We start from the raw sequence: 26,562 nt of genomic DNA on the forward strand, positions 1-26,562 counted from the left end.
CGGGTAAGCCCGCTCCCACAGCGTTCTGGACCTGTGGGAGCGGGTTTACCCGCGAAAGGGCCGGTGCAGGCAATAGAGCGCTATCAGCCCTTCCACACCTGCGGGTTCACCAGGTCCCGCGGCCGCTCGCCCAGCAGCGCCGCGCGCAGGTTGTCCATCGCCCGATTGGCCATGGCCAATCGGGTTTCGGCAGTGGCCGAACCAATGTGCGGCAAGGTCAGCGCATTGGGCAGCTTGAACAGCGGCGAATCGCTCAGCGGCTCCTTCTCGTACACATCCAGACCAGCCCCACGAAGGGTACCGTTCTGCAGGGCTTCGATCAGCGCCGCTTCATCCACCACCGGCCCGCGAGCGATGTTGATCAGGAAGGCACTCGGCTTCATCAGTTTCAGCTCGCGGGCGCCAATCAGCTTGCGGGTGGCGTCGGACAACGGCACCACAATGACCACGAAGTCCGCTTCGGCCAGCAACTGCTCCAGGCTGCGCAACTGCGCCCCAAGTTCTTGCTCCAGCGCGGTCTTGCGGCTGTTGCCAGCGTAGATGACCGACATGTTGAAACCGAACCGGCCGCGGCGGGCAATGGCAGCGCCGATGTTGCCCATGCCGACGATACCCAGCGTCTTGCCATGCACATCGCTGCCGAAATGGGCCGGGCCTACGGTGGCCTGCCAGTTGCCGGCCTTGGTCCAGGCATCCAGTTCGGCGGTGCGGCGGGCACAGCCCATGATCAGCGAGAAGCCCAGGTCGGCGGTGCTTTCGGTGAGCACGTCGGGGGTGTTGGTCAGGGCGATGCCGCGTTCGTTGAAGTAGTCCAAGTCGTAGTTGTCATAGCCGACCGAAACACTGGACACCACCTCCAGCTTGGCCGCGCCTTCAAGCTGTGCACGGCCCAGCTTGCGGCCAACGCCGATCAGGCCGTGGGCCTCGGGCAGGGCTTCGTTGAACTGGGCGTTGATGTCGCCGAGCTTGGGGTTGGGCAGAATCACGTTGAAGTCTTGCTGCAGGCGCTCGGCCATGGCCGGGGTGATACGGCTGAAGGCCAGGACAGTCTTTTTCATCGGGCAACTTCTCTGCAAGGCGGGGGTGGACATTGGTTAGCAACCTACCATTGTCCACCCCCGCCATGCAGCAGCTTTTTAGTTGGCGATGAGCACTTGATGGGTTTTCAGGTCCGCCTCATGGGCCGCGAGAATCTCTGGCAGCGAGTTGCGCAGGTACTCGACCCAGGTCTTGATCTTGGCATCCAGGTACTGCCGCGATGGGTAGATGGCGTACAGGTTCAGTTCCTGCAGGCGGTACTCGGGCAACACTCGCACCAGGCTACCGTCACGCAGGCCGTCGATGGCCGAATAGATCGGCAGCACGCCTACGCCCATGCCGCTGCGGATCGCGGTCTTCATGGCATCGGCGGTGTTGACCATGAACGGCGAGCTGGTGATGTTGACCATCTCCTGGCCTTCCGGTCCGTCGAACAGCCACTTTTCCAGCGGGATCACCGGGCTGACCATGCGAAGGCAGGCATGCTTGAGCAGGTCGGCGGGCTTGTGCGCAGTGCCGTGGCGGGCGATGTAGCCGGGCGAGGCGCAGACGATGCTGTAGGTGATGCCAAGGCGCTGTGACACGAACCCCGAATCGGGCAGTTCGGTGGCCAGCACGATGGACACGTCATAACCCTCGTCGAGCAGGTCGGGCACGCGGTTGGCCATGGTCAGGTCGAAGGTGACGTCCGGGTGCGACTCGCGGTAGCGGGCGATGGCATCGACCACGAAGTGCTGGCCCACCCCGGTCATCGAGTGCACCTTCAACTGCCCGGCCGGGCGGGCGTGGGCATCGCTGGCTTCGGCTTCGGCTTCTTCCACATAGGTAAGAATCTGTTCGCAACGCATCAGGTAACGCTTGCCGGCCTCGGTCAGCGCAATGCGGCGGGTGGTACGGTTGAGCAGCCTTGTTTGCAGATGGGCTTCCAGGTTGGAGACCGCCCGCGACACGTTCGCGGTGGTCGTATCCAGTTGCGCGGCAGCAGCGGTAAAGCTGCCAAGCTGGGCTACGCAACTGAAAGCACGCATGTTTTGCAGGGTGTCCATGGGTCACTCTCGATGTAGAGGACAAAATTGTGTCACGAAGTAACGCAAAAAAGCTGAAAAGTTACCTTCGACCAAAGGCGGATTATCGCTGTTTTGGTAACAAAGATTCGCAGGAATCTGCGCTTATCGCCAGTGCTGTCGCCCCCTAGAATTGCCCGGCCCCTTCACCTCTTCCTCGGGAAATCGCAGCTGTGCCGCGTCGCATCATCAGAACGCTCAATGCGTTCAGTGCCTGTGCCCTTGCCCTCACCTTGAGTGGCTGTATCGGAACCTGGGGCATCGCCCCGCAAAGCAAGACGCTGCAAGCCAATACCTTGACCACCGACGCGGCCATACGCGAAGCCGCGACCGACGCCCATTGGCCTGACCAGCAGTGGTGGCACGCCTATGGCGACCCGCAGCTGGACCGCTGGATTGCCCTGGCCGTGGCCGGCAGCCCAAGCCTGGCCATGGCCGCGGCGCGGGTGCGCGAAGCCAAGGCCATGGCTGGCGTGGTCGAGTCGGCGGAAAAGCTCCAGGCCAACGGCCAGGCCACGCTCAAGCGCCACAACTGGCCTGAAGACCAGTTCTACGGCCCTGGCGCGCTGTCGGGCGCCAACACCTGGGACAACAACGCTGCCATTGGCTTCAGCTACGCCCTCGACCTGTGGGGGCGCGAGCGCAACGCCAGTGAGCAGGCCGTGGACCAGGCGCACATGAGCGTGGCCGAAGCCCGCCAGGCGCAACTGGAGCTGCAGAACAACGTGGTGCGCGCCTACATCCAGCTGAGCCTGCACTTTGCCCAGCGCGATATCGTCAAGGCCGAACTGGAGCAGCAGGAGCAGATCCTGGCGCTGGCCAAGCGTCGCCTGGATGCCGGCATCGGCACTCACTTCGAAGTCAGCCAGGCCGAAGCGCCGCTGCCGGAAACCCACCGTCAGCTCGACAGCCTCGACGAAGAAATTGCCCTGACCCGCAACCAGCTGGCGGCGTTGGCTGGCAAAGGCCCGGGGGAGGGCGCACAGTTGCAGCGCCCGACCCTGGCCCTGGCCGCGCCGCTGAAGCTGCCCTCGAACCTGCCTGCCGAACTGGTCGGCCAGCGCCCCGATGTGGTCGCCAGCCGCTGGCAGGTGGCCGCTCAAGCGCGTGGCATCGATGTTGCCCATGCCGGCTTCTTCCCCAACGTCGACCTGGTCGGCAGCCTGGGCTTCATGGCTACCGGTGGTGGCCCGCTGGAGTTCCTGACCGGGCGCAAGTTCAACTACAACGTCGGCCCGGCGATCAGCTTGCCGATCTTCGACGGTGGCCGCCTGCGTTCGGAGCTGGGCGTGGCCTCGGCGGGGTACGACGTAGCGGTGGCGCGCTACAACCAGACCGTGATTGGTGCGCTGAAGAACATTTCCGACCAGTTGATCCGCCGCGAGTCGATGAAAGAGCAGTCGCACTTCGCGGCCGAGTCCGTCGCCGCAGCTCAGAAAACCTACGACATCGCCATGGTCGCCTTCCAGCGCGGCCTTACCGACTACCTGAACGTGCTCAATGCGCAGACATTGCTGTTCCGCCAGCAGCAGGTGCAGCAACAGGTGCAGGCCGCCCGCCTGGTCGCCCATGCCGAGCTGGTCACCGCCCTGGGCGGCGGCCTGCAGGCCGGCCAGGATGTGCCGAAGGAGGAACGCCAGGCTGCGCCGAAAACCCCGGCTACCCTGGCCATTTTCGACAAGAAGCCGGATAACGCCGAATGAGCACTTCCAGTTTGCCCGTGCGCTGGCTGCAAAGCCTGGAATGGCGCCGGGGCTTCTTTGCCTGGGCACGCACCGACGGCGTGACCTGGGTGTACATCTTCAAGGTGCTGGCCGCCGCGTTCATCACGTTGTGGCTGGCCATGCGCCTTGAGCTGCCGCAACCACGCACGGCCATGATCACCGTGTTCATCGTCATGCAGCCGCAAAGCGGGCATGTGTTCGCCAAAAGCTTCTACCGGGTGCTCGGCACCCTGGCCGGCTCGGCGATGATGGTGGCGTTGATCGCCATCTTCCCGCAAAACACCGAGCTGTTCCTGCCCAGCCTGGCGCTGTGGGTGGGCCTGTGCTCGGCCGGTGCCATGCGCTACCGCACCTTCCGCGCCTATGGCTTCGTGCTGGCCGGTTACACCGCTGCGATGATCGGCCTGCCGGTGCTGCAGCACCCTGACCAGGCGTTCATGGCAGCCGTATGGCGGGTGCTGGAGATTGCCCTGGGGATTCTGGTGTCGACCTTCGTCAGTGCCGCAATCCTGCCGCAGTCGGCCAGCGCCGCGATGCGTAACGCCCTGTACCAGCGCTTTGGCGTGTTCGCCGGGGTGGTGGTCGAGGCCCTGCGTGGCGATAGCCAAAAGGACCGTTTCGAGAGCAGCAACGTGCGTTTCGTGGCAGAGGCCGTAGGCCTTGAAAGCTTGCGCAACGTCACCGCCTTCGAAGACCCGCACATGCGCCGCCGCAGTGGTCGGCTGGTGCGGATGAACAGTGAGTTCATGGCCATCACCACGCGCTTCAACGCCCTGCACCGCTTGCTGGAGCGGCTGCGTGCCCGTGGCCCCCTGCAGATCGTCAGTGCCATCGAGCCGGGCCTGAATACCTTGGTGGAGCTGCTGCAGCCCTACGTGGGGCGGGCGTTGACCGACGCCGATGCACTGCGCCTGACCCTGGAGCTGGCCGCCTACAAAGAAGGCTTGCAGGCCCAGGTGCGCGGCTTGCGGGCCGAATACCTGGCGACCGACCCCAGTGAATCCGACTTGCTCGACTTTCACACTGCGTTCGAACTGCTGTATCGCTTCGTCGACGAGATGTTCAGCTACGCCGAAACCCATGCCTCGCTGGCCGCGCACACACACCAGCGCGAGCAGTGGGACGAGCCCTACGTGGCGCAGACCAGCTGGCTGGTGTCGCTGGCCGCCGGTGTGCGTGCCTCGGCGGTGCTGTTGCTGCTGGGTAGCTACTGGCTACTCAGTGACTGGCCCAGCGGCGCCATGATGACCCTGATCGCCACCGTCACCGTGGGCCTTTCGGCGGCGTCGCCGAACCCCAAGCGCATGTCGTTCCAGATGGCCTGCGGCACGGCCATCGGTGCTTTTGTCGGGTTCTTCGAAACGTTCTTCGTGTTCCCCTGGATCGACGGTTTCCCGCTGCTGTGCATGGTGCTGGCACCTGTGTTCGTGTTGGGCGCGTTTCTGTCGTCGCGCCCGGCCTATGCCGGCTACGGCATCGGCTTGCTGGTGTTTTTCGCGATTGGCTCGGTGCCGAACAACCTCACCGTGTATGACCCCTACACCTTCATCAACGACTACATCGGCATGGTGATCGGGATGTTCGTCTGTGCCGCCGCCGGGGCGATCATCCTGCCGCCCAACAGCCGCTGGTTGTGGAGCCGGCTGGAACAGGAGCTGCGTGAGCAGGTGCTGTTCGCCATCAGTGGTCGCCTGCGCGGCATCGGCACGGCGTTCGAAAGCCGCACCCGCGACCTGTTGCACCAGGCCTATGGCCTGGCGGCGGGCAAGCCGCAGGTGCAGAGCCAGTTGATGGGCTGGATGTTCACCGTGCTGGAAATCGGCCACGCCGTGATCGAGTTGCGCAAGGAGCAGGCCCGTGCGCCGGTGCACCCGGCCTACGCAGAGTCGCAGCCGTGGCGCCAGGCGATTCGCGTCATGGGCCGTGCCCTGGCGCGGTTGTTCCTGCAGCCAAGCGCCAGCAACCACGAGCGTGCATTGGTGGCCGTGGACCATGCCATCGCCCGCGTGCAGGCCACCGACGAGCCGTTCGCCCGGCACTTCGACACCTCGGTGCTGCGCCGTGCGCAAAGCTACCTGCACTTCATCCGTTCTTCCCTGCTGGACCCACAGTCGCCACTGGCACCGGCGAAAGGATTGCACCATGCCCCGTGAAATCGCCTTCCATGGCGTGTACATGCCCACCATGACCTTGATGTTCCTGTTCGCCCTGGGCCTGGCCTGGGGCCTGGACCGGTTCATCGCCAGCCATGATGGCTACCGTTTCTTCTGGCACCCGGCGCTGCTGCGCCTGAGCCTGTTCGTCTGCCTGTTCGGCGCCATGGCGCTTACTGTCTACTGGTGAGAAACCTTCGATGAAAAAGTTCTTCAGCCTGATCGCCACCCTGCTGGTGCTGGTCGCTGCCGTGGCCATCGGTCGCCAGTTGTGGTTGCACTACATGACCACCCCATGGACCCGCGACGGCCGCGTGCGTGCCGACATCATCAACGTCGCCGCCGACGTGCCCGGCTACGTGGTGGACGTACCGGTCAAGGACAACCAGCGGGTGAAGAAGGGCGACCTGCTGATCCAGATCGACCCCGAGCACTACCAGTTGGCGGTCGACCAGGCCAAGGCGCTGGTCGCCTCGCGCAAGGCCACCTGGGAAATGCGCAAGGTCAACGCCAAGCGCCGGGCCGACATGGACAACCTGGTGATCTCCAAGGAAAACCGCGACGATGCCAGCAACATTGCCAACGCTGCCCAAGCCGATTACCAGCAAGCCCTTGCTGAACTGGCCGCAGCCGAACTGAACCTCAAGCGCACGCACATCGTGGCCACGGTGGATGGCTATGTGACCAACCTGAACATCCACAAGGGCGACTATGCGCGTACCGGTGAGGCGGTGATGGCGGTGGTCGATGAGAACTCGTTCTGGGTGTACGGCTTCTTCGAAGAGACCAAGCTGCCGCACGTGAAGGTGGGTGACCAGGCCGAGCTGCAGATGATGAGCGGCGAGCGCATCAAGGGGCATGTGGAGAGCATCGCCCGTGGCATCTACGACCGCGACAACCCGCAAAGCCGCGAGCTGATTGCCGATGTGAACCCTACGTTCAACTGGGTGCGGCTGGCGCAGCGGGTGCCGGTGCGTATTCACATCGATGAAGTGCCGGAAGGGTTTTTGCTGGCGGCGGGGACGACGTGTACGGTGGTGGTGAAGCCGAGTTCGCCTTGAGAGATTTGTAGTCAGGAACATCGAGCACCGCCCGCGCGGCGCTCGATCTCAAAGGCGCTGTAAAAATCATGGCGAGCACCTGCATGCCCAAATGAAGCTCAGAGCCAAGCGTCCAATCTTCTGTGATTTCTACCCCGCCGCCCCCACCAACACCGGCACCTTCACCTGGTCAATCACCTTCGCGCTGATGGAAGGGTCGAGCAACCGTCCCAGCCGCGACAGGTGACGGTGGCCCATGATGATCAGCTCGCAATTGAGTTCGTGCGCCTTAGTCACGATCACATCGACCGGCTGCCCAGCCACCATGCAACCCCGGCTGGCAAAGCCGGCTTGCTGCAGTTCGCGCACGGCCTCGGTCACGGCGTGGTCGGCATGCTGCTGTTCCTCGCAGGCGGCGGGGTATTCCTCCAGCTCTTCGGTGGTATAGGGCGCTGGTTGCTCATGCACGGCGAAGGTGGAATCGATGGCCAGCAGCACGTGCAATTCGTGCTCGCCAGGGCGGCAGTAGCGGCGGGCGAGGGCCAGCAGGGCACTGGAAGCCGGGGAGGCGTCGATGGCGATCAGGACGGAGCTGGGCATGTAGGATCCTTGGCAATGGCTGGCGGGTGTATCTGCAGGATCGGCCCTTTCGCGGGCACGCCCGCGAAGAGGCCGATCCTGCCAATGCTCTATTTAAGGCCGAACACGGTCAGTGAATAAATGCCCCACAACGCACGAGCGCATTGCGTCTGGTGCAATCGAGCAACCTGTTACCATCGCCATTCCCACAGCTGTAACGGAAAACGGCCATGCAACTCCCGGACATGAACCTGCTCGTCGCCCTCGATGTCCTGCTCGACGAGGGCAGCGTGGTCGGCGCAGCTCAGCGAATGAACCTGAGCCCGGCGGCCATGAGCCGGACACTGGGGCGCATTCGCGAAGCCATGGGTGACCCGATCCTGGTGCGTGCCGGCCGTGGCCTTGTGCCCACGCCGCGGGCGCTGGCCCTGCGCGAGCAGGTGCATGGGTTGGTAGAGCAAGCCGGGCAGGTGTTCCGTAGCCGTGATGATGTCGACCTGGTGAACCTGGACCGTGCCTTCAACATACGCACCAATGACCTGTTCATCGCCCTGTACGGCGCCCAATTGCTGAGCATGATGCTGGCCCAGGCGCCGCGAACGGTGTTGCGCTTCGTCCCGGAGGGCAGCGGTGACGATGATGCGGTGCTGCGCAACGGGCATATCGATTTGATCATCAGCTCGGCCGTTGAACTTGGCCCGGAAATCAAGGTGCAGAGCCTGTTCAGCACCTACTTCGTGGGCCTGGCGCGTGTGGGGCACCCGATTTTCGACGCCCCGATCACCCCAGAGCGTTTTGCTGCCTACCCGCAGATCAGCGTATCGCGGCGCGGCCGGGCCAATGGGCCGATCGATGTGGCGTTGGCCAACCACAAGGTAGAGCGGCGGGTGGCCCTGATCACCACCAGCTTTCACTCGGCGATGTTCTCACTGCCGGATTCGGACTTGATCCTGCCGATACCCGCCAACATCCTCAACAGTGTGCAGCGGCTGAAGCTGCCATTGCGCTCGTTCGAAATCCCGGTGCCGTTGGAGAAAGTCAATGTGAAGCAGGCGTGGCACCCGCGTTTCGACAACGACCCCGCACACCGTTGGCTGCGCCAGACGTTGAAAGCGTGTGGGCGCATTGACCCGTGATGTCGCCATTGATTGCGTCTGACGCAATATAAAACTGCCAACAAGTCAGTTTTCGTCAGCATTCGACCTTCTTAAACTTGCTCCAGCCCTGAAATTGTTGCTGGAGATGTATTCCCATGAGTTCCCTGACCGCGCCCCCTGCGGCGCTGGCCGCCGCCCCCGCGCCGGCCGCGCCTGCGCAGACGGCGTTTGGCCTGCAGGTGGTAGTGGGGCTGTTCGGTGTGTTGCTGGCCGTGCTGTGCGCAGGCCTAAACGAGTCGGTTACCAAGATTTCCCTCGCCGATATCCGCGGTGCCATGGGCATCGGTGCTGACGAAGGTGCCTGGCTGCTGGCGGTGTACAGCGCCGCCTCGGTCTCGGCCATGGCCTTTGCGCCGTGGCTGGCCACCACCTTCTCGCTGCGGCGCTTCACCATGAGCGCCATCGGCCTGTTCGCCGTGCTCGGCTTGCTGCAACCGTTCGCCCCCAACCTGCACAGCCTGATGCTGCTGCGCGTGCTGCAGGGCTTTGCTTCGGGGGCCTTGCCACCGATGCTGATGAGTGTGGCCCTGCGCTTCCTGCCACCGGGCATCAAGGTCTACGGCCTGGCCTGCTATGCGCTGACCGCCACCTTCGGCCCCAACCTTGGCACGCCGTTGGCGGGGCTGTGGACCGAGTATGTCGGTTGGCAATGGGCGTTCTGGCAGATCATTCTGCCCTCGCTGCTGGCCATCGTCTGTGTCGGCTGGGGCCTGCCGCAGGACCCGCTGCGCCTGGAACGTTTCAAGCAGTTCGACTGGCGTGGCGTGCTGCTCGGCCTGCCCGCCATCAGTTGCATCGTACTGGGCCTGTCGCTGGGCGACCGCTGGGGCTGGTTCGATTCGCCGCTGATCTGCTGGCTGCTGGGCGGTGGCTTGGTGTTGCTGGTGCTGTTCATGTTCAACGAGTGGTCCGAACCGCTGCCGTTCTTCCAGTTGCGCATGTTGCAGCGGCGCAACCTGAGTTTCGCGCTGGTGACACTGGCCGGTGTGCTGATCGTGCTCTCGGGCGTGGGCAGCATTCCTTCGGCCTACCTGGCGCAGATCCAAGGCTACCGCCCGGCACAGACCAGCCCGCTGATGATGCTGGTGGCCATGCCTCAACTGATCGCCCTGCCGCTGACGGCGGCACTGTGCAACATCCGTGCAGTGGACTGCCGCTGGGTGCTGGGTATCGGCCTGGCGATGCTGGCGGTGTCCTGTGTCGGCAGCAGCCTGCTGACCAGCGAATGGATCCGTGGCGACTTCTACCCGTTCTACCTGCTGCAGGTGTTCGGCCAGCCGATGGCCGTGCTGCCGTTGCTGATGCTGTCCACCAATGGCATGACCCCGCAGGAAGGCCCGTTCGCCTCCAGCTGGTTCAACACCGTGAAGGGCTTGGCCGCCGTGATTGCCGGTGGCCTGCTGGACGCCCTTGGCACCCTGCGCCGGCACTTCCATTCCAACCACCTGGTGGACAGCCTGGGCAACGCGCCGCTGGTCGACGACAGCGCTGCAGGCCTGGCCAAGCGCATCCACGACCAGGCGTTGGTCCTGACCTCGGCCGACATGTACCTCGTCATGGCCTGCATTGCCGTGGCCTTGATCTGCCTGATTCCTTTCGTGCCTACCCGGGTCTATCCGCCGCGTGCGGTGGCCTGAACCCTGGATGAATTCGAGAACCGCTGAAATGACCAACAACCGCAAAACCCTGTTCATCGGCTCGGTGCTGGCCGTGGCCGTCCTGGCTGGCATCGTCGGCCCCTGGATGTTGGGCAGTGACCACCGCCAGAGCACCAATGACGCCTATGTGATCGCCGACTACACCGTGGTCGCGCCCAAAGTCGCCGGTTTCATCAAGGACGTGCTGGTGGAAGACAACCAGCAGGTCACCGCAGGCCAGTTGCTGGCGACCATCGATGCCCGTGACTACCAGGCCGCGCTGGATGCCGCGCAGGCGCAGTTGCTGGTAGCCCAGGCGCAAAGCGCCGATGCCCGTGCCACCCTGGAGCGCCAGGCGGCGCTGATTGCCCAGGCCGAGGCTGCTGTCAAAGCGGCCCAGGCCGAAGCGGCGTTCGCCGACCATGAAGTCAACCGCTACAGCCGCCTGGCCGAGCAGGGCGCCGGTACCGTGCAGAACGCCCAACAGGCGCGCAGCGGTGTCGACCAGGCCCGTGCTCGCCTGGCCAATGCCCAGGCGGCGCTGGTGGCGGCGCGCAAGCAAGTGGACATTCTCACCGCTCAGGTGGCCAGCGCCGATGGCCAGCTCAAACGTGCCGAAGCGGGGCTGGAAAAGGCTCAGCTCGACCTGTCCTACACCCGCATCACTGCACCGGTGGACGGTATGGTCGGCGAGCGTGCCCTGCGCGTCGGCGCCTACGTCAACCCAGGCGCCCGCCTGCTGTCGGTGGTGCCGTTGCAACAGGCCTATGTGGTCGGCAATTTCCAGGAAACCCAGCTGACCCACGTGCAACCGGGCCAGCCGGTGAGCATCAGCGTCGATACCTTCTCCGGCGAAAAGCTGCACGGCCATGTAGAAAGTATCGCTCCCGCCACCGGCGTCACCTTCGCTGCCGTGAAACCGGACAACGCCACCGGCAACTTCACCAAGGTGGTGCAGCGCATCCCGGTGAAAATCGTCTTCGATGACGGGCAGCCGCTGCTCAGCCGCCTACGTGTGGGCATGTCGGTGGAAGCGACCATCGACACCCGTGGTGACAAGCTGGACGGCAAAGAGGTAAGTGCACGATGAAATCGGCATTTCGCTTGAGCCCTTTATTGCTGGCCGTACTGATGGCAGGCTGCACCATGGGCCCGGACTTTCGGCGCCCCGACAGCCAGGCACCGCAACAGTGGGCGCCGCTGCAGGGTGAGGCAGCGGCCAGCCAGCCGCAGGCCGAACCGCTGGAGTTGCGCTGGTGGGAATCCTTTCACGATGCCCAGCTCAGTGCCTTGATCCAGCGCGTCGCCGAACGCAACCTCGACCTGCAGATGGCCAGCGCACGGTTGCTGCAAAGCCGTGCCCTGCGCAGCACCGTGGCCGCCGACGAAATGCCGTCGGTGGACGCCAACGCCGGCTACAGCCGCGCGCGTAACAGCGCCGAAGGCCTCAGCGACCCGTCCGGCAAAGCGGGTAAAGCGGCGTACAACCTCTGGCAAGGCGACCTGGTGGCAGGTTGGGAGTTGGACCTTTGGGGCCGCGTACGACGCCAGGTCGAGGCTGCCGATGCCAGCGTCGAAGTGGCTGAGAACGACCGCCGTGGGGTGCTGCTTGCCCTGCTGTCGGAAACCGCCGGCAACTACATCCAGCTGCGCGCGGTGCAGCACACCCTGGATGTGACGCAGGACAACCTCAAGGTTGCCCGGCACAGCCTGAAGCTGTCCGAAGACCGCCAGGCCGAAGGCGTTGCCACGCGCCTGGATGTGGCCCAGGCCAGCGCTCAGGTCGCGTCGATCGAGTCGCGACTGCCCAGCCTGGAAGCCCGCCGTGATGACCTGATCAACGCCCTCAGCCTGCTCGCTGCCGAACCGCCACGCAGTTTGCAGGCCGAATTGCTGCAGGGCGGCGAGCTGCCCGCGCCGCAGCAGAAGTTTGCCATTGGCTTGCCGTCCGAACTGGCCGAGCGCCGCCCGGACATCCGCCAGGCCGAGGCCCGCCTGCATGCCGCCACCGCCAGCATCGGTGTGGCCAAGGCAGATTTCTACCCGAGCATCCGGCTGTCGGGCAGTGTCGGTTTCCAGGCCATGCAGCTGTCTGATTTTGGTGGCTGGGATTCGCGTCGGTTTGCTTTCGGGCCTCAGCTGTCGCTGCCGATCTTCGAGGGTGGCCGGCTCAAGGGCACCCTGGAACTGCGCGAGGCGCAGCAGCAAGAGGCCGCGCTGAACTACCGCAAGGTGGTGCTGGGGGCCTGGCATGAAATTGACGATGTGCTACGCCTGTACAACGCCAGCCAGTTGCGCCGCGACCATTTGGCCGAGGCCGTGCGGCAGAACCGCATCGCCCTGGAAACCGCCCAGCGCCAGTATGTGGAAGGGGCGGTGGACTTTCTCAATGTGCTGACAGTGCAAGGGGCATTGCTGGCCAGCGAGGAGCAGTGGATCGACAGCTCGGCAGCGGTGTCGCAGGCGCTGGTGGGGTTGTACAAGGCCTTGGGGGGTGGCTGGCAGGCGTTTGATGAGCAGCCAGCGAACAAAGCCTAGAAAGCGGGGCCGCTGTGCGGCCCATCGCGACACAAGGCCGCTCCTACAGGAGACCGCGACTGCCTGTAGGAGCGGCCTTGTGTCGCGATGGGCTGCACAGCAGCCCCAGGGCATCCGAAAACTCAGAGCGGCCGCAGCAGCCCAAAGCGCTTGCGTAACGCCCAGTCCAGCAACCGCCGTGGCAGCAACCGGGCCATCAGCGGCAGCGCGGTACTGCCATTGCCCAACCGCACCACCCCCGGTACCGGCGACTTGCCGACTGCCGCCAACACCCCCCGGGCAAACACCGCCGCCGAAGTCGGCCTGTCCTGCGAAGCCCGCGCCCGTGCCTGCACATGCTCGCGCAGCGGCCACCACGGTGAATCCGCCGCCAGCACCTGCTCGGCCTGGCGCTGGGCATGGCTGGCGAACTGCGTGGCAATTGCCCCAGGCTGCACTTCCATTACCTGCACACCGAACGGCGCCAGCTCCAGGCGCAAGGCATCGCTCAGCGCATGCACGGCGGCTTTCGAGGCGCAGTAGGCACCGGCGAATGGCGTGACCAGCACACCGGAGACGCTGCCGATGTTCACCACCAGGCCCCGTGAGCGGCGTAGCAGCGGGAACAGCGCACGGGTAACGCCGACTACGGCGAAGACGTTGGTTTCGAACTGCTGGCGCAGGGCATCCACGCCGCCATCGAGCAACGGGCCCATGGCGCCGTATCCGGCGTTGTTGATCAGGATGTCGAGGCTTTCCAGTTCGTCGGCCAAGCGGGCCAGCGCCTCGCCGTCGTTCACATCCAACTGCCGGGCGGTGTAGCCGGCGGCGCTCAGTTGCTCGACATCTTCAGGCTTGCGGGCAGTGGCCCAGACGTGGTGGCCGGCATCGCGAAAAGCATCGGCCAAGGCGCGGCCGATGCCGCTGGAACAACCTGTGATCAGGACAGTGGGCATGGGAGAGGCCTTCGATTAATTGGCGAATGTACCTTGCAGATGCTCGGCACGAAATTCCAGGGTCTGTGGCCGGTACCCGGAGCGCAGCGGCGGCACCGGCAGGCAATCTTTCCACTCGGCTCCCGGCTGCAACTCACCCGGTCCACGGTAACGCGGTGCGTTGTAGGTATTCTCGGCCAGGTTCACGGTATCGCCCGGCGCATACGCCGCTACCCGCCAACGAAGCTCGGTGAGCGGGGCCTTGTTGCCGTTTTTCATGCGTACCTGCAGGGCGCGGTCGGCAGGGCACTGCTCGGGAGCGTAGCTCAGGCGCAGGTCCAGGCGGGCCAATTGCGAGGCTTCGCGGTTTTCCTGCCAGGCAACGAACAGGGCTACCAGGCCCAGGCCGCAAACGGCGGCCAGCGAAATCGGCAAGGCCTTGGCCGGGTAGCGCAACAGCAGCACCAGCCAGGTGAGGATGAGGAAGGCACCGATGATCATTGGGCTTGAAGACCTTGGTTGCGCGGGGTCTGACCATCGTAGCCTGAAATGGGGGAGGGCTCAAAAGCGCGAGGGCTTCGCCCTCGTGTCGAGAAAGGGCCGCAAAGCGGCCCCAGGGGTTTACTTACTGCGCAATCGTCTTGACCGAAACACCTCGCTCCACCGGCGTCGATGTCCGTCCATACACATCCTCGAAGCGCTCGATGTCATCCTCGCCCAAATAACTGCCGGACTGCACTTCGATGATCTCCAGCGGGATCTTGCCTGGGTTGCGCAGGCGGTGCACCGACGCGATCGGGATGTAGGTCGACTGGTTTTCGGTCAGCAGGAACACGTTCTCGTCGCAGGTGACCTCGGCGGTACCGGACACCACGATCCAATGCTCGGCGCGGTGGTGGTGCATCTGCAGCGACAGGCTGGCACCCGGCTTGACGGTGATGTGCTTGACCTGGAAGCGGCCACCCATGTCCACCGAGTCGTACGAGCCCCACGGGCGATACACTTCCAGGTGGTTCTGGGTTTCAGTGCGACCCTGTTCGTCGAGGGTCTTGACCATCTGCTTGACGCCCTGGACCTTGTCCTTGTGGGCAATCATCATGGCGTCCTTGGTTTCGACCACCACGATGTTTTCCAGGCCGATCACCGACACCAGCTTGCCGTTGCCGTGGATCATGCAATTGCGGCTGTCCTGCACCACCACGTCGCCCTTGGTGACGTTGCCGTTGTCGTCCTTCTCGTGCACTTCCCACAGCGATGACCAGCAGCCCACGTCGCTCCAGCCGGCCGACATCGGCACTACGCAGGCGCGCTGGGTTTTTTCCATCACCGCGTAGTCGATGGAGTTGTCCGGGCAGCAGGCGAAGGTGGCTTCGTCGATGCTCAGCACATCGCCGTCTTCCTCGCTGCGCTCCAGCGCCAGCACGCAGGTGTCGTAGATGTCGCCGTCGTGCTTTTTCAGCTCTTCGAGGAAGCGGCTGGCGCGGAACAGGAACATGCCGCTGTTCCAGAAGTAGCCACCGGCCTGGACGAACTCGGCGGCGCGTTTCTCATCGGGTTTCTCGACAAACTGGGCCACGCGTGCCACGCCTTCGGGCAGCAGGGCATCCTGGCTGGAGCGGATGTAGCCGTAGCCGGTTTCCGGCTTGGTCGCCGGCACGCCGAACAGCACCATCTCGCCACGCTCGGCGGCGATGGTGGCCAGGGCCAGGGCGCGCTGCAGGGCCTTCTGGTCGTCGATCACGTGGTCGGCTGGCAGTACCAGCATCAGCTCGTCGCGGCCTTCGTTGACCAGTTTCATGGCGGCCATGGCCACGGCCGGCGCGGTGTTACGGCCGAACGGCTCCATCAGGATGCCTTGGGTTTCCAGCTTCAGCGCAGCCAGCTGTTCCTGGACGATGAACTTGTGGTCCTTGTTGCAGACCACGATCGGTGTGTCCATGCCTTCGAACGCCAGGCGCTCGATGGTTTGCTGGAACAGGGTGTGTTCGCCGGTCAGGGCCAGGAACTGTTTTGGGAACTGCTTGCGCGACAGAGGCCACAGACGCGAACCGCTACCACCAGAAAGAATTACCGGGATCATCATGTTTCTCCAATAGTCGTTAAAGGCAGGGGGATCAGTTGCTAGCCACGGGGCGAGTTACCCACACCGGCGACAAGGCGTTGCCGGAACCCGTTACATACAGCACGGCGGCTTCGCCGCGCTCCAGGGCGACGGGTTTCACGTCACCCACTTTCTTGTCACCTTGGTACAGCGCCAGGTTGACCTTGACCGGGTTGATTTCGCGTTCGCCCCGGCCGTTTGCGGCCACCGGCTTGACCACTTCGGTCTTGCCGTCGGCGGTTTTCAGGGTCAGCTGCTGGTCGCTCAGGTTCTGCACGCGCACCAGGGCTTTCTGCTTGTTCTTGAACGGTGGTTCTTCGATCAACTGCGGGTTGCCGCTGCTGCTGTTGACCAGGGTGTAGTACTTGTCCGAGGCCAGCTTGACCGGCACGCTCTTGCCGCCGACCTGGGCTGTGTAGTCGCCGCCTGGCAGGAAGCTGAAGTCGCTGCTGGCCTGGGCGCCAACCTGCTTGATCTGGGTGTTGCCGACCGAGGCGGCGGCCGGTGCGCTGGCCGCGTTGTACAGGCGCACGAAGGTCGAGCCTTTCGGCGCGCTCGGGCCATACAGCGCGGCATCCGCGCCGGCGAAGGCCTGCATGGAAGCAAGGGACAGGCCGGCCGCGAGGGTGAGGGCTTTGGCAATGGAAGTCTTGGTAGTCATGTGCGTTTCCTCTCTATCGATCAGTGGCGCGTCTGGTTGGACGACAAGGCCAGGTTTTCTTCGGTTTTACGGGTGTTCTTCAGCTGCGCGATCCACTGCGGATCGAAACTGCTGAGGTCGTTTTTCATGGGCAGATAACGCTCGGGGAATTCCCACACCACCACTTGCGGTGCGGCGTTTTTAAAGGCATCGCTTTGCAGGTACTTGAGCATTGGCAGCAGCGGGCCATGGCCGTCTTCTGCGTAGTTGGCGACGTCGCTGTTCAGGGCCTGCTGCAGGGCACCAAGGAAGTTCCAGTGCGGGTTGGCGCTGTAGCTGGTACCCACCAGCGCAACCGGAATCTGCTTATCGGCGAACAGTGCGTCCCCCGCGTCACCCTCGGCATCGACCGGGCGGGTGGTGCGCTGCTGCAGGTTGTCCGGGGCCGGCAACAGGTTGCTGAACAAAGGGTCCAGTGGCAGGAAGTTGGTCAGGTCGCCTTTGTAGGGCGCGGTGCTGCCAGCTTCGGTGACGAAGGTTTGCGGGTCACCGTTGAGCAGGTTCTGCCGGCTTACCGCCTCGGCCAGCGTCTGGGCGGCGACTTCGGCGCCCATTGGTGTCCAGTGGGTGTCGGTGCGCAGGAATACCTGGCCGCGGGCTTTGGCTTGTTCCATGGCCGCTTGCAGGTCTGGGGCGAACACGTTGGCCTGGCGTACCTGGGCGTGGAACTGGTTGTACAGGTCATCGTGCAGGCTGGCCGGTTGCTCTTTGCCCAGGTATTCCGAATAGAGGCGCGCCTTGGCCGGGATGATCGCCAGCACCAGCTGGCTACCGTGCTGCTGCAAGGTGTCGCGCACGCCACGGATCAGCGCCAGGTTTTCCTGCATCAGTTGTTCGGCACCGGCGGTGGGCTTGAACTCTTCGTCGCTGAACAACCACTGGTCGCGGCCCAGTACCACACCGGGTCGGCCCTCGTTGAACAGCTTGAAGTCCATGGCCGCCCAAAGGTTCGTGCCCAGACGCTTGATCGGGAACTCGTCGTCGTAGTGGGTCTCGGCGGCCTTGGCCAGCTTGCCGTTGAGCAGGGTCATCTGCTCGGTGCGCTGAAAGCTTTGCAGGCCACCGGTGGACCACACGCCCATGCCCACCAGCAAGCCAAGGAACGACAGGGAATAAGTGATGCGTAATGTGCGGTTCATGTCATCGGCCTCAGAACTGGAAGTACAGGAACGGCGAGTAGCTCTGCGCCGAAAGCTTGAGGATCGAGGCGACGAACAGCAGCAGAATCAGGGCGCGGGTCATCACCCGGGTCCAGTCCAGGCCGATCGAGCCATCGCTGTTCACCTGCACCGGGGTTGCCTTGGGCGTCGGTTTGGCATTGCGGTAGAAGTCGCGTAGGCCGAAGAACGCCAGGGTGAGGTAGGCGATGACCAGGGTCGCCACCTGCAGGCCGGTCAGCTGGGCACTGTTGAGTTCCGAAAGCTGCCAGTCGCCGAAGCTGAACATGGCGCCGTACATGCGGCCGGCCACGTGCAGGTTCTCGGCGCGGAAGATCACCCAGCCGACTACCACCAGCAGGAAGGTGAAGGCCCATTTGACCGGGTTGAAGCGCTGCGGGTTGGTGTCGATGCCCAGCGCGCGTTCGATGGCCAGCCACATGCCGTGCCAGGCGCCCCAGATGATGTAAGTGAAGTTGGCACCGTGCCACAGGCCGCCCAGCAGCATGGTCAGGAACAGGTTGCGGTAGGTGTTGAAGGTGCCTTTGCGGTTACCGCCCAGGGTGATGTACAGGTAGTCGCGCAGCCAGGTCGACAGGCTGATGTGCCAGCGCCGCCAGAACTCGGTGATCGATTGGCTGATGTATGGCTGCTTGAAGTTCTCCATGAAGCGGAAGCCCATCATCAGGCCCAGGCCGATGGCCATGTCGCTGTAGCCGCTGAAGTCGAAGTACAGCTGTGCGGTGTACGCCAGCGCGCCCAGCCAGGCATCGCCCGTGGTCGGGTTTTGCAGGGCGAAGCAGTGGTCGGCGACCACGGCCAGGGTGTCGGCGATGAACACTTTCTTGATGAAGCCCTGCATGAAGCGGGTGCAGCCTTCGGAAAACTTGTCCAGGGTGTGGGTGCGGTTGTTGAATTGCTCGACCAGGTCCTTGAAGCGCAGCACGGGGCCTGCGATCAGGTGCGGGAAGATGGCCACGAACGCGGCGAAGTCGATCAGGTTGCGAGTAGCCGGGGTGTCGCCACGGTAGACGTCGATGATGTAACTGATCGACTCGAAGATGTAGAACGAGATACCGATCGGCAGCAGCACGTGGGTGAGGATGAACGGCTCAAGGCCGAACGAGGCCATGATCGCGTTGAGGCTGTCGACGCCGAAGTTGGCGTACTTGAAGTAGCCGAGAATCGCCAGGTCGACACCCACGCCAAGCAGCAGCCAGCGCTGGGCGGGCTTGGTGCGCACACCGGCGGCACCCACTTTGAGGCCGATCCAGTAATTCCACAGGGTGACCCCGGCGAACAGGGCCAGGAAGTCCACCCGCCACCAGGCATAGAAGATGTAGCTGGCGATCAGCAGCAGCAGGTTGCGATAACGTTGCCCGCTCAGGTAGTACAGGCCGAGGAAGATCGGCAAGAACAGGAACAGGAACACGTTGGACGAGAAGACCATCCCGGTTCTCCTAATTTGTTCACAGCATCCAGGGCAAAGCGCCCCCCAAACCCCCCAGCAAAAAGCTGGAGGAAACCGTTGTCACTTCATTCCTGATGGGCCGCAAAGCGGCCCTAACCCAGGCGACATCTATTTCTTGCTCTCTGCGTTCGGGTCGTAGACCCGGGTCAGGTCGCCGCCCAGCCGGAAGCTGTTGAACGGCTGCATGCCGTGCTTGCGCTGCAGGGTGTCGCCGACGCAGTGGTACAGTTCGCACCAGGGTTCGAGCCAGGCATACTTGCTGTCGACCTTGAGGTCCTTCATGTCCTGCTTCTCGCCGGTGCGGGCCTTGAACTGGCTCGGGTCGCGGGCACCGGCCAGTACGCCTTCACCCAGACGCTGCAGGGCGAAGTTGTTCTCTTTGCGCAGGTCCACGCCATTGGCCTGGGCAAAGCTGGCAATCATCGCCAGTGGCGGCAGGGCATAGTTGTGGTAGGCCAGTGCGCGCTGCTTGCGCTTGATTTCGTTGGGCAGAAAGCCCTGGTCATCCACCTGGTTGGCGCCCACCTTGTATTCCTTCACGGCCCAGTCGAACAGGTCGCGACGGTCGGTGGCGACAGCGGTCGCCATGACCGACCAGGCCGCCCAGTAGCTGTGGTTGTTGATCTTCTCCAGCGGCAGGTCGCTCCAGTCGCGCACGGTCTGTTCAGCCAGGCGGGCGAACCATTTTTCGATGACTTCGGCTTCAGCCTGGTGCGCGGCCAGCGGCTGCGAGTGGGAGAACTTCAGGCGCAGCCACGAGCCGCTCATGCTGCCCAGTGCCCATTTGCGCATCGACTTGCCGGTGTGGTTGTAGTCGGTGGACAGCAATGCGTCGGCGCGCGCCCAAGTGCCCAGCCAGGCCAAGGTGCAATCGAGCTGCGCCGGGCGGCCATCGCGCATGTACTGGCCAACCATCTTGCTCACGCCTTTCTCAAGCGTGGTGATGTCTTCGGTCGACTTGCGGAAGGCCTTTTCCGAGGCAACATTGAGCGTTGCCCGCGCCTTGTCAGAGCCTTCGTATTTGCTGCGAAACTGCAACGCGCCGGTGTACGGCTTGGGCGCCGCTTCGCAGCGGAAATTGCCGTCGCCGGTCTTGAGCTTTTCGATCCCCTCGTAGTAACCCTGCGGGGGTACCAGCGCAGCGTGCGCGGCACCGCCAAACAGGGCCAAAGCGAGCAGGGCGGGGCTGGAAATTCGCTTCAATAGGGTCATGGATCGCCTCACTGGCCGGCCTGCGCGGTCTGCGCAGGCACGGCGAAGTTGTTGCGTTTGCAGAGCTTGGCCTCGACCTTCTGGGTGCCGCTTTCCGGCCCCTGTACCTCGAACGCCAGCAGGCCCTGGCTGGCCCAGTCTTCGTCTTCACGCATTTGGAAGACGAAGCGGCCGTCGGTGTCGGAGGTTTCCGGTTTTTCCAGCTTGATGTCCTCGTGGCGGCCGTTGAGGTACCAGAGGGTGGCTTGCAACACCTTCACCGACGGGTCTTCGAACTTCACGTCCATCTGCAGGTTGCGGTTGATCAAGTCTTTGATCACGCCGCCCTTGCCGTTGACCATCAGCTCGTTCTTGCCGGGCTTGAGGGTGGTGCTGGCGCTCATCAGGGCAGGGCGGTCGTCGCAGCCGTCATCGAGCAGGCCAAGGATTTGCCGCCAGATGGTTTCCTGGTCCAGGCGGTACAGCGGGGAGAACTCCCACACCAGGATCTTCGGCGGGTGCTTCTGGAATTCCTCGCTGCCCAGGTACTGGATCATCGAGCCCTCCAGGCCACCGCCAGGGAAGGCGACGTTGAGCACGTCGGCGCCGATGTATTGCTCGAGGAAGCCCGAGAAGTTGTAGTTCTTGCCACTGTGGCTGGTGCCGACCAGGGTGATCTGCGCGTTGCCGCCGTCACCGAACAGGTCGTCGCCGCCGCTCGAACCTTTCGGCTCGGTGGCGAACTGGTCCATGTACTGCACCGCGTAGCTGGTGCCGCACAGCTGGCCGGCTACGTTATGCAGGGTGCCGGTCTTGCCCATGCGCCCGGACTTCTTGGTCTCGAATTCCTTGCGCGGTATGCCTTCGAAGGCCGGCATCTTGTGCACGGTGTCGGCCACGATTTTTGCCGCGCGCTCGGCGCCATAGGGCGTCCAGTGCTGGTCGCCACGGAAGTAGAAGTCCTTGCCCTGGTCGGCGGCGGCCAGTTGCTCGTTGGTCAGCGGCGACAGGTCGGGCACGTTGTAGCCCATGCTGGCGAAGCGCTTGAGCATGGCCTGGTAGTTGCCCAGGGCCTTTGGGTAGTCGAAGGCGGCTTTCTCGGCCGGGTTGAGCATGTTGCGGTTCACCAGGCCACGGGTCGGCTGGTACACCACCACCAGTTCCACGCCACGCTTCTTGAACGCGTCGTGCACTTGTTGCAGGCGCTTGTAGCCGGCCGGGGTGGTGGTGAACTCGGTGCGCAGGTCTTCGCGGGTACGGAACAGCCAGTCACCCTTGGCCTGCACCAGCGTGGTGAAGTTCTGCTGGTAGCGGGTGGTGTAGCGGCTGGCATCGTGCGCTTCGGGGCACAGCTGGCAGCAGGGCTCGGCGCTGAAGGTCGGGGCCTTGACGTCTTCGGCGCGCACGCCCTGGCTGATCGCCAGAAGGGCGGCGGACAGGCCCAGCAGTTTCATCAGGTGTGGAGTCATGGTCTGGGCTTCCTTAATCGATCATTTCGGTCTGGCGTTCGACCGGGTCGATCAGCACAGCCTTCTGCTGGCGTACCAGCAGGTCGAGGATTTCGTCCTGGCGCTCGCCCAGCACGCCATTGAGGCTGATGCCGCTGGCCTTGCGTGGGGCGAGCATGGACACCTTGTACAGTTCGACCGACAGCGGCGAGTCGATCGACAGCGGGCCGGAGCCGTTGGCCGCCAGCTCGCCACCCACCACGATCAGCGACACCTTGGTGTCGAACGGGTCGAGGGCAATATCGCGGTCGGTGTCGGACAGGTCCTTGATGTGGCCGTACACGCCGACCAGGCCGTTGGCCATGGCGACGTTTTCGTACAGACGGATGTTCACGCTGTTGCGCACGCGGATGCCGTGGCGGCGGTTGTTGATCAGCTTGTTGCCCCAGATCAGGTTGTCGCCACTTTCGTACAGGGTGATGCCGTCGGTGTGGTTGCGGTAAATCTCGTTGTAGGCCACCAGGTTGTTGACGCTGTTACGGTCGATCACTACGCCCGAGAGCTTGTTGTCGTAGCTCTTGTTGTTGATGATCCAGCTGTCGTTGACCTCACGCGAAACGATGATGCCGTGCTTCTTCTTGGTGCCGTACACCGTGTTGCCGGCGATGATCAGGCGGTGCGAGCGGTCGTGCGGGTCGATGCCGTAGACGATGTTGTCGCGGTAGGTGCTGTCCTTGACCACGAAATCCTGGGTTTCGTAGCAATAGAAGCCGTACCACATGTCGCTGAATTCCGAGCCGATGATCCAGCCGGTGGGTTCCGGGCGGCCCATGCGCTTGGCCATGTTCGGCGTGTACTGCGAAATGCTCACGCCATACGACTTGGACTTGGCGTAGCCGAAGCTGGCCATCCTGGTGTTGACGATGTAGGTCTCGGTGCCGCCCCACGACAGCAGGAACGGGCGGAATTCCTTGGGCGAGCGGAAGGTGGCCGGGCCATTGTCCTTTTCCCGCCAGCCGGTCACCTGGGTGTCGGTGACGAACAGCTTGCCGTCGTTGACCAGGAACGAACCGCCCTCCTGGGACAGGCGCAGCTGCTTGACCTTGCCGTCGATCTCGAGGATGCCCTTTTGCCCGACCACGATCGGCAGGCGCGCCAGGTACACACCGGGCTCGACTTCGCTGAGGTACTGTTTGGGCACCTTCTTGCTCAGCTCGACCAGGTCGACATGGCCGTCATCGACGAAGATCGCCTGCGGAATGCCGTGCTGGCGCTGCACCCACTCGGCTGCCTTGTTGTCGCCGCCGACGAACTCCTTGAGGGTGTCCTCCTGGAACATGCGGCGCAGGCTGACCTTGCCTTTGTGGCTACGGTCGATCTTCTTCTGCACCGCCTCGGCGGTGAAACCGGTCAAGTCGGGCAGCTTTGGCGGGTCCATCTGCAGCGGTTCGATCGGTGCGCTGGCCACTGTGTAGGTCTTGGCCTGCTGCAGCTCCTTGGCGATCACCTGGGGTTCTGCGGCAGCGGCCAGGCCGCTGGCCAGCAGCAAGGCGCTGGCCAACAGGCTGTGACGTAAGTGCGGGTGAAGGTTCATAACGGTCAGTCCCCTACCGGCCTCAGAAGCGCCAGATCACATCGACGAAGGCGCGGTGCATGTACGAGTCCGCTTCCTTGCCGTAGGCATCGCCCGGCTTGAATACACCGGCACGCAGGCGCACCAGAGCGGACGGCTCGTCGATGGCCTGGCTCATCGATGCCGGCAGCAGGCCTTGCTTGAAGTACTTGGTCACGACCACGTCCATTTCCTGGCCAAGGTCTTTTTCGCCGTCGACCAGCGGGCGGTTCACGCCGTTGTCGTTGACCACCGCGTTGATGCCGCTGGAGCCGATGTTCTGGTTACCGTCGACCCGCCAGAATTTGTGGTAGATCAGGCTGGCGTCGTAGTCGTCGCGCAGCTGCCAGGAGGCGAACAGGGTGGCTGCCTGCAAGTTGCCCAGCTCGCCACGGAAAGCTTCGCCGAAGCGGTGCACGCGCGAGCGGGTGCCGGTGAAGTTGGAGCGGTTGCTCTCAAGGCCGGTCTGCTCGAAGTTGTTCGAGCCGTCGTCGCCACCACCGCCGCTGCCACGGGCGTAGGCCGCACCGACCTGCCATTGCGGGTCCAGGCGCAGGCGAATGCCAAGGTCGGTGGCCCATGCATTGACGTCGCCGCTCTGCTTGCCGGTGGCAACCTGATCGTTGCCGACGGCCTGGCTGCTGAGGGTGTCGCGGTCACCGGTCAGCCAGGTGACGCTACCCCAGTAGTTGACGGTGTGGTCGTTGCGCCAGTTGTAGGCGTCGCTGTTGGCTTCCAGGCCCAGCCAGGTCAAGTCGCCAGTGCGGGTCTTGTCCAGCGCGTCGACGGTTTCGCCGGGGTTTTTCAGGCTGCCGCTGTCGTGCGTATGGTGTGCCCGCACGCCAACCCAATGGCCAGGCGTCCACTGCGTGGCGACGTTGCCGTAGATGTGGGTGCGGTCCTTGTCTTCCGGGGCCAGTTCGGTGAGGTCGGTGCGGTACTCGCTGAAGCGCTGGGCCACGCCCAGGTCGGCCTTGAGCAGGGTGGTGTCGAAGGTCCAGTTCAATGCTTCGATGTTGGTGTCGCGCCACATGCCATCGTCGCTGCGCAGGCGCTGGCGGCCGAAGCGCAGTTGCTCGCCGGGGTAGGCGGTGAGGCCGCTGTAGCCGACCCAGAACTCGCGCATGGCCAGGTAGCTTTTGTCCGGTTGGCGGCTGTCGTCGCCGGTTTCGGTGCTGGTGCCGTCGTCGTTCTGGCGCAGGGTGTCGGTTTCGATGGTGTCGGTGGCGGCGACGGCCTGGCCCATAGCATAGGCACTCCAGTTACCGCGCTCGCCGTACACCCAAGGGCGCAGGTCCAGGCCCAGGCCGTTGACGTCTCCACCAGGGCGGGTGCCCAGGTCGCGGTCGTCTTCCGACTGGCCGGTGATTTTCACGTCCAGGCCAAAATTCTTTTCAGCGGTCATTTCCGCCAGGGTCGGGCAGGACCACAGCAGGGCGAAGCTCAGGCCGATGCCGGCTTTCACGAAGGGATTGAGCGTCATAGCGAGTCCTCACCGTCTACTTCTTTTTCGTCGTCTTGCAGGGCTTCGAGGGCCAGGGTGCTGTTCGCGCCCTGCGCCATGCTGCCGCGTGCGCGCTTTTCCTGGCCCAACAGTTGCTGGGCCTGGCTGCGCTGGTCAGGCGTGAGTTGCTGGTCGAGTTGCTGCAGCAGTTCGCTCGATTGCGGCGTCGGGTTGGCCTGCGACAGCTGGGCGAACACCCAGGCGTTGCCCGGTTGCGGGCGGATGCCGTGGCCTTCGCTGAACAGCTGGGCCAGGGCATAGTCGGCGCTGTTCTGCCCACCACGGGCGGCGGCCAGCAGGTGATCGACGGCTTTCTGCGGCTCGACATTGCCCAGGTAGCCACGGCGGTACAGCTGGCCCAGGTAGTAATGGGCGCTGATTTCGCCAGCGTCGGCGGCGGCTTGCAGGTGCTGCTCGGCTTTTTTCGCGTCGGCTGGCAGGGTTTTGCCTTCGTAGTACAGGCGGCCCAGCAACAGTTCGGCGCGTGGTTGTTCGGCCTCGCGGCCCTTGTCGATGTAAGCCATTAGCTGGTCGGTATCGCCCAGTTCGGGGAAGTCGTACAGCAGTTGCGCCAGGCTGACCCAGGATGCCGGGTTGGCGGGGGCCACCTGCTCAAGCAGGTCCTTGGCGGTTTTCTCGTCGGTCTGGCCAAGGCTGCGGTCGGCCAGCACCCGGGCAACACTGTCGACCCGAGTGGCCGGCACCGCGCCACGGGCGTAGGCGGACTTCAACTGGGCGAGCAGGGCGGCTTGCTGGTCGGCCTGGCCACGCTTCTGGTACACGGTGGCCAGTTCGACGTAGCAGATGTCGGTGCTGTTCAGGGCGGCCTTGCAGATCTTCTCCACGTCGCCCAGGTGCTGGTCGTAGGTGCCCTGGGTGCGGTACAGCAGCACTTGGGCCAGGCCCGCTTCCGGGTTGCCGGCGGCGCGCCATTGGTCGATCTGCTGCTGCGCATTGACCTTGGGGAAGCTCTGCGGGTAGCTGAGGTAGAGCATTGCCAGCGGAATCAGGGTATTGCTTTCGCCCTGCTTCGCAGCCTGCTTGAGCAGGGTTTCGGCTTCTTCGCGTTCGGCCTGGGTGCTGTCGGGCTTGGCCACCAGCAGGCGGCCAAGGCGCGCCTGGGCACGGGGCGAAGTGGCCGCCGCTGCGCGGTAGGTGGCCTCGGCTTCCTTGATTTGCGATGGGTCGCGGGTGGCCACCTTGATGTCTGCCAGGCCTACTTGTGCTTCGCTGTAGCCCAGGTCGGCCAGGGCCTTGTAGTTGCGCTCGGCCAAAGCCGTGTCGCCGCGCTTCATGGCTTCGTTGGCCAGGCGCTGGTCAGGCAGGCCGGCACAGCCGGCCAGGGTAATGGCCAGGGCGAGTGTGCACCATGCGAATGGGCGAGCGCTGCGCGCTCGATCGCGACGCAAGGCCGCTCCTACAGGTTGAGTGCCAGGCGACAGATGGGAGAACGACTCGGACCCTGTAGGAGCGGCCTTGTGTCGCGATCGAGGGCAAAGCCCTCGCAACGGCGGCATGCTAGTCATCGCAAGTT

Annotated in this window: 22 protein-coding genes; 8 read left to right on the forward strand and 14 right to left on the reverse strand. The window is 64.0% G+C overall.

Annotated elements, in window-relative coordinates:
• Positions 1 to 83: 83 nt before the first annotated feature.
• Positions 84 to 1,058 carry a D-glycerate dehydrogenase gene (locus Q9451_RS06800; protein WP_012274123.1) on the reverse strand — a complete coding sequence of 325 codons (975 nt, stop codon included), beginning with the start codon at positions 1,056 to 1,058 and terminating at the stop codon, positions 84 to 86.
• A 78-nt stretch (positions 1,059 to 1,136) separates the two neighbouring features.
• Positions 1,137 to 2,084, reverse strand: a complete 948-nt coding sequence (locus tag Q9451_RS06805; protein ID WP_012274122.1) for a LysR family transcriptional regulator — start codon at positions 2,082 to 2,084, stop codon at positions 1,137 to 1,139.
• Positions 2,085 to 2,275: 191 nt separating this feature from the next.
• Between Q9451_RS06805 and Q9451_RS06810 the strand changes: the two genes are divergently transcribed.
• Genes Q9451_RS06810 through Q9451_RS06825 form a run of 4 tightly spaced genes read left to right on the forward strand, consistent with a single transcriptional unit; the run spans position 2,276 to position 7,040 of the window.
• On the forward strand, positions 2,276 to 3,805 hold the full coding sequence (locus Q9451_RS06810; protein WP_012274121.1) for an efflux transporter outer membrane subunit: 1,530 nt from the start codon (positions 2,276 to 2,278) through the stop codon (positions 3,803 to 3,805).
• Positions 3,802 to 5,979: an FUSC family protein gene (locus tag Q9451_RS06815; protein ID WP_012274120.1), complete on the forward strand. Its 2,178-nt coding sequence runs from the start codon at positions 3,802 to 3,804 to the stop codon at positions 5,977 to 5,979. The genes Q9451_RS06810 and Q9451_RS06815 overlap by 4 nt, the downstream gene beginning before the upstream one ends.
• Complete coding sequence (locus Q9451_RS06820; protein WP_009685040.1) at positions 5,969 to 6,169, forward strand: DUF1656 domain-containing protein; 201 nt, start codon at positions 5,969 to 5,971, stop codon at positions 6,167 to 6,169. Before Q9451_RS06815 ends, Q9451_RS06820 begins: the two co-directional genes overlap by 11 nt.
• Positions 6,170 to 6,179: 10 nt before the next feature.
• Positions 6,180 to 7,040, forward strand: a complete 861-nt coding sequence (locus tag Q9451_RS06825; protein WP_012274119.1) for an HlyD family secretion protein — start codon at positions 6,180 to 6,182, stop codon at positions 7,038 to 7,040.
• A 129-nt stretch (positions 7,041 to 7,169) separates the two neighbouring features.
• Here Q9451_RS06825 and Q9451_RS06830 read toward each other — a convergent pair whose 3' ends face one another.
• Positions 7,170 to 7,619 (reverse strand): universal stress protein, encoded by a 450-nt coding sequence (locus Q9451_RS06830; protein ID WP_012274118.1) that lies wholly within the window; start codon positions 7,617 to 7,619, stop codon positions 7,170 to 7,172.
• 209 nt (positions 7,620 to 7,828) lie between these two features.
• Here Q9451_RS06830 and Q9451_RS06835 point away from each other — a divergent pair, with 209 nt between their 5' ends.
• The 4 genes from Q9451_RS06835 (at position 7,829) to Q9451_RS06850 (ending at position 12,930) form a co-directional block, all read left to right on the forward strand.
• Positions 7,829 to 8,734, forward strand: coding sequence for a LysR family transcriptional regulator (locus Q9451_RS06835; RefSeq protein ID WP_012274117.1), 906 nt, complete (start codon positions 7,829 to 7,831; stop codon positions 8,732 to 8,734).
• A 116-nt stretch (positions 8,735 to 8,850) separates the two neighbouring features.
• Positions 8,851 to 10,392 (forward strand): MFS transporter, encoded by a 1,542-nt coding sequence (locus Q9451_RS06840; RefSeq protein ID WP_012274116.1) that lies wholly within the window; start codon positions 8,851 to 8,853, stop codon positions 10,390 to 10,392.
• Between the two features lie 28 nt (positions 10,393 to 10,420).
• The gene (locus Q9451_RS06845) at positions 10,421 to 11,482 is read left to right on the forward strand and encodes an HlyD family secretion protein (protein WP_012274115.1); all 1,062 of its coding nucleotides are present in this window, start codon (positions 10,421 to 10,423) and stop codon (positions 11,480 to 11,482) included.
• A complete protein-coding gene (locus Q9451_RS06850; protein WP_012274114.1) occupies positions 11,479 to 12,930 on the forward strand; it encodes an efflux transporter outer membrane subunit in 1,452 nt (483 codons plus the stop codon). The genes Q9451_RS06845 and Q9451_RS06850 overlap by 4 nt, the downstream gene beginning before the upstream one ends.
• A gap of 122 nt (positions 12,931 to 13,052) precedes the next feature.
• On the opposite strand, the gene Q9451_RS06855 is transcribed toward Q9451_RS06850, so the two are convergent.
• The 11 genes from Q9451_RS06855 to algK all read right to left on the reverse strand — a co-directional run bounded on the left by Q9451_RS06855 (position 13,053) and on the right by algK (position 26,545).
• Positions 13,053 to 13,865, reverse strand: coding sequence for an SDR family oxidoreductase (locus Q9451_RS06855; protein ID WP_012274113.1), 813 nt, complete (start codon positions 13,863 to 13,865; stop codon positions 13,053 to 13,055).
• A 15-nt stretch (positions 13,866 to 13,880) separates the two neighbouring features.
• Positions 13,881 to 14,345 carry a hypothetical protein gene (locus Q9451_RS06860; RefSeq protein ID WP_012274112.1) on the reverse strand — a complete coding sequence of 155 codons (465 nt, stop codon included), beginning with the start codon at positions 14,343 to 14,345 and terminating at the stop codon, positions 13,881 to 13,883.
• A gap of 124 nt (positions 14,346 to 14,469) precedes the next feature.
• Positions 14,470 to 15,924: a mannose-1-phosphate guanylyltransferase/mannose-6-phosphate isomerase gene (locus Q9451_RS06865; RefSeq protein WP_041166587.1), complete on the reverse strand. Its 1,455-nt coding sequence runs from the start codon at positions 15,922 to 15,924 to the stop codon at positions 14,470 to 14,472.
• Positions 15,925 to 15,958: 34 nt separating this feature from the next.
• Positions 15,959 to 16,606 carry an alginate O-acetyltransferase AlgF gene (locus Q9451_RS06870; RefSeq protein WP_012274110.1) on the reverse strand — a complete coding sequence of 216 codons (648 nt, stop codon included), beginning with the start codon at positions 16,604 to 16,606 and terminating at the stop codon, positions 15,959 to 15,961.
• A gap of 20 nt (positions 16,607 to 16,626) precedes the next feature.
• The gene (locus Q9451_RS06875; protein ID WP_012274109.1) at positions 16,627 to 17,784 is read right to left on the reverse strand and encodes an alginate O-acetyltransferase; all 1,158 of its coding nucleotides are present in this window, start codon (positions 17,782 to 17,784) and stop codon (positions 16,627 to 16,629) included.
• 10 nt (positions 17,785 to 17,794) lie between these two features.
• On the reverse strand, positions 17,795 to 19,252 hold the full coding sequence (locus Q9451_RS06880) for an MBOAT family protein (protein WP_012274108.1): 1,458 nt from the start codon (positions 19,250 to 19,252) through the stop codon (positions 17,795 to 17,797).
• Positions 19,253 to 19,381: 129 nt separating this feature from the next.
• Entirely contained in the window at positions 19,382 to 20,485 is a 1,104-nt protein-coding gene (locus Q9451_RS06885) for a mannuronate-specific alginate lyase (RefSeq protein WP_012274107.1), read from the reverse strand.
• 8 nt (positions 20,486 to 20,493) lie between these two features.
• Positions 20,494 to 21,933: an alginate O-acetyltransferase gene (locus tag Q9451_RS06890; protein WP_012274106.1), complete on the reverse strand. Its 1,440-nt coding sequence runs from the start codon at positions 21,931 to 21,933 to the stop codon at positions 20,494 to 20,496.
• 13 nt (positions 21,934 to 21,946) lie between these two features.
• Complete coding sequence (gene algG, locus Q9451_RS06895; RefSeq protein WP_012274105.1) at positions 21,947 to 23,506, reverse strand: mannuronan 5-epimerase AlgG; 1,560 nt, start codon at positions 23,504 to 23,506, stop codon at positions 21,947 to 21,949.
• A 22-nt stretch (positions 23,507 to 23,528) separates the two neighbouring features.
• Positions 23,529 to 25,007, reverse strand: coding sequence for an alginate export family protein (locus Q9451_RS06900; RefSeq protein ID WP_012274104.1), 1,479 nt, complete (start codon positions 25,005 to 25,007; stop codon positions 23,529 to 23,531).
• Positions 25,004 to 26,545: an alginate biosynthesis TPR repeat lipoprotein AlgK gene (gene algK / locus Q9451_RS06905; RefSeq protein WP_223296420.1), complete on the reverse strand. Its 1,542-nt coding sequence runs from the start codon at positions 26,543 to 26,545 to the stop codon at positions 25,004 to 25,006. The genes Q9451_RS06900 and algK overlap by 4 nt, the downstream gene beginning before the upstream one ends.
• Positions 26,546 to 26,562 lie beyond the last annotated feature (17 nt).

The organism is Pseudomonas sp. NY8896 (assembly GCF_039634505.1).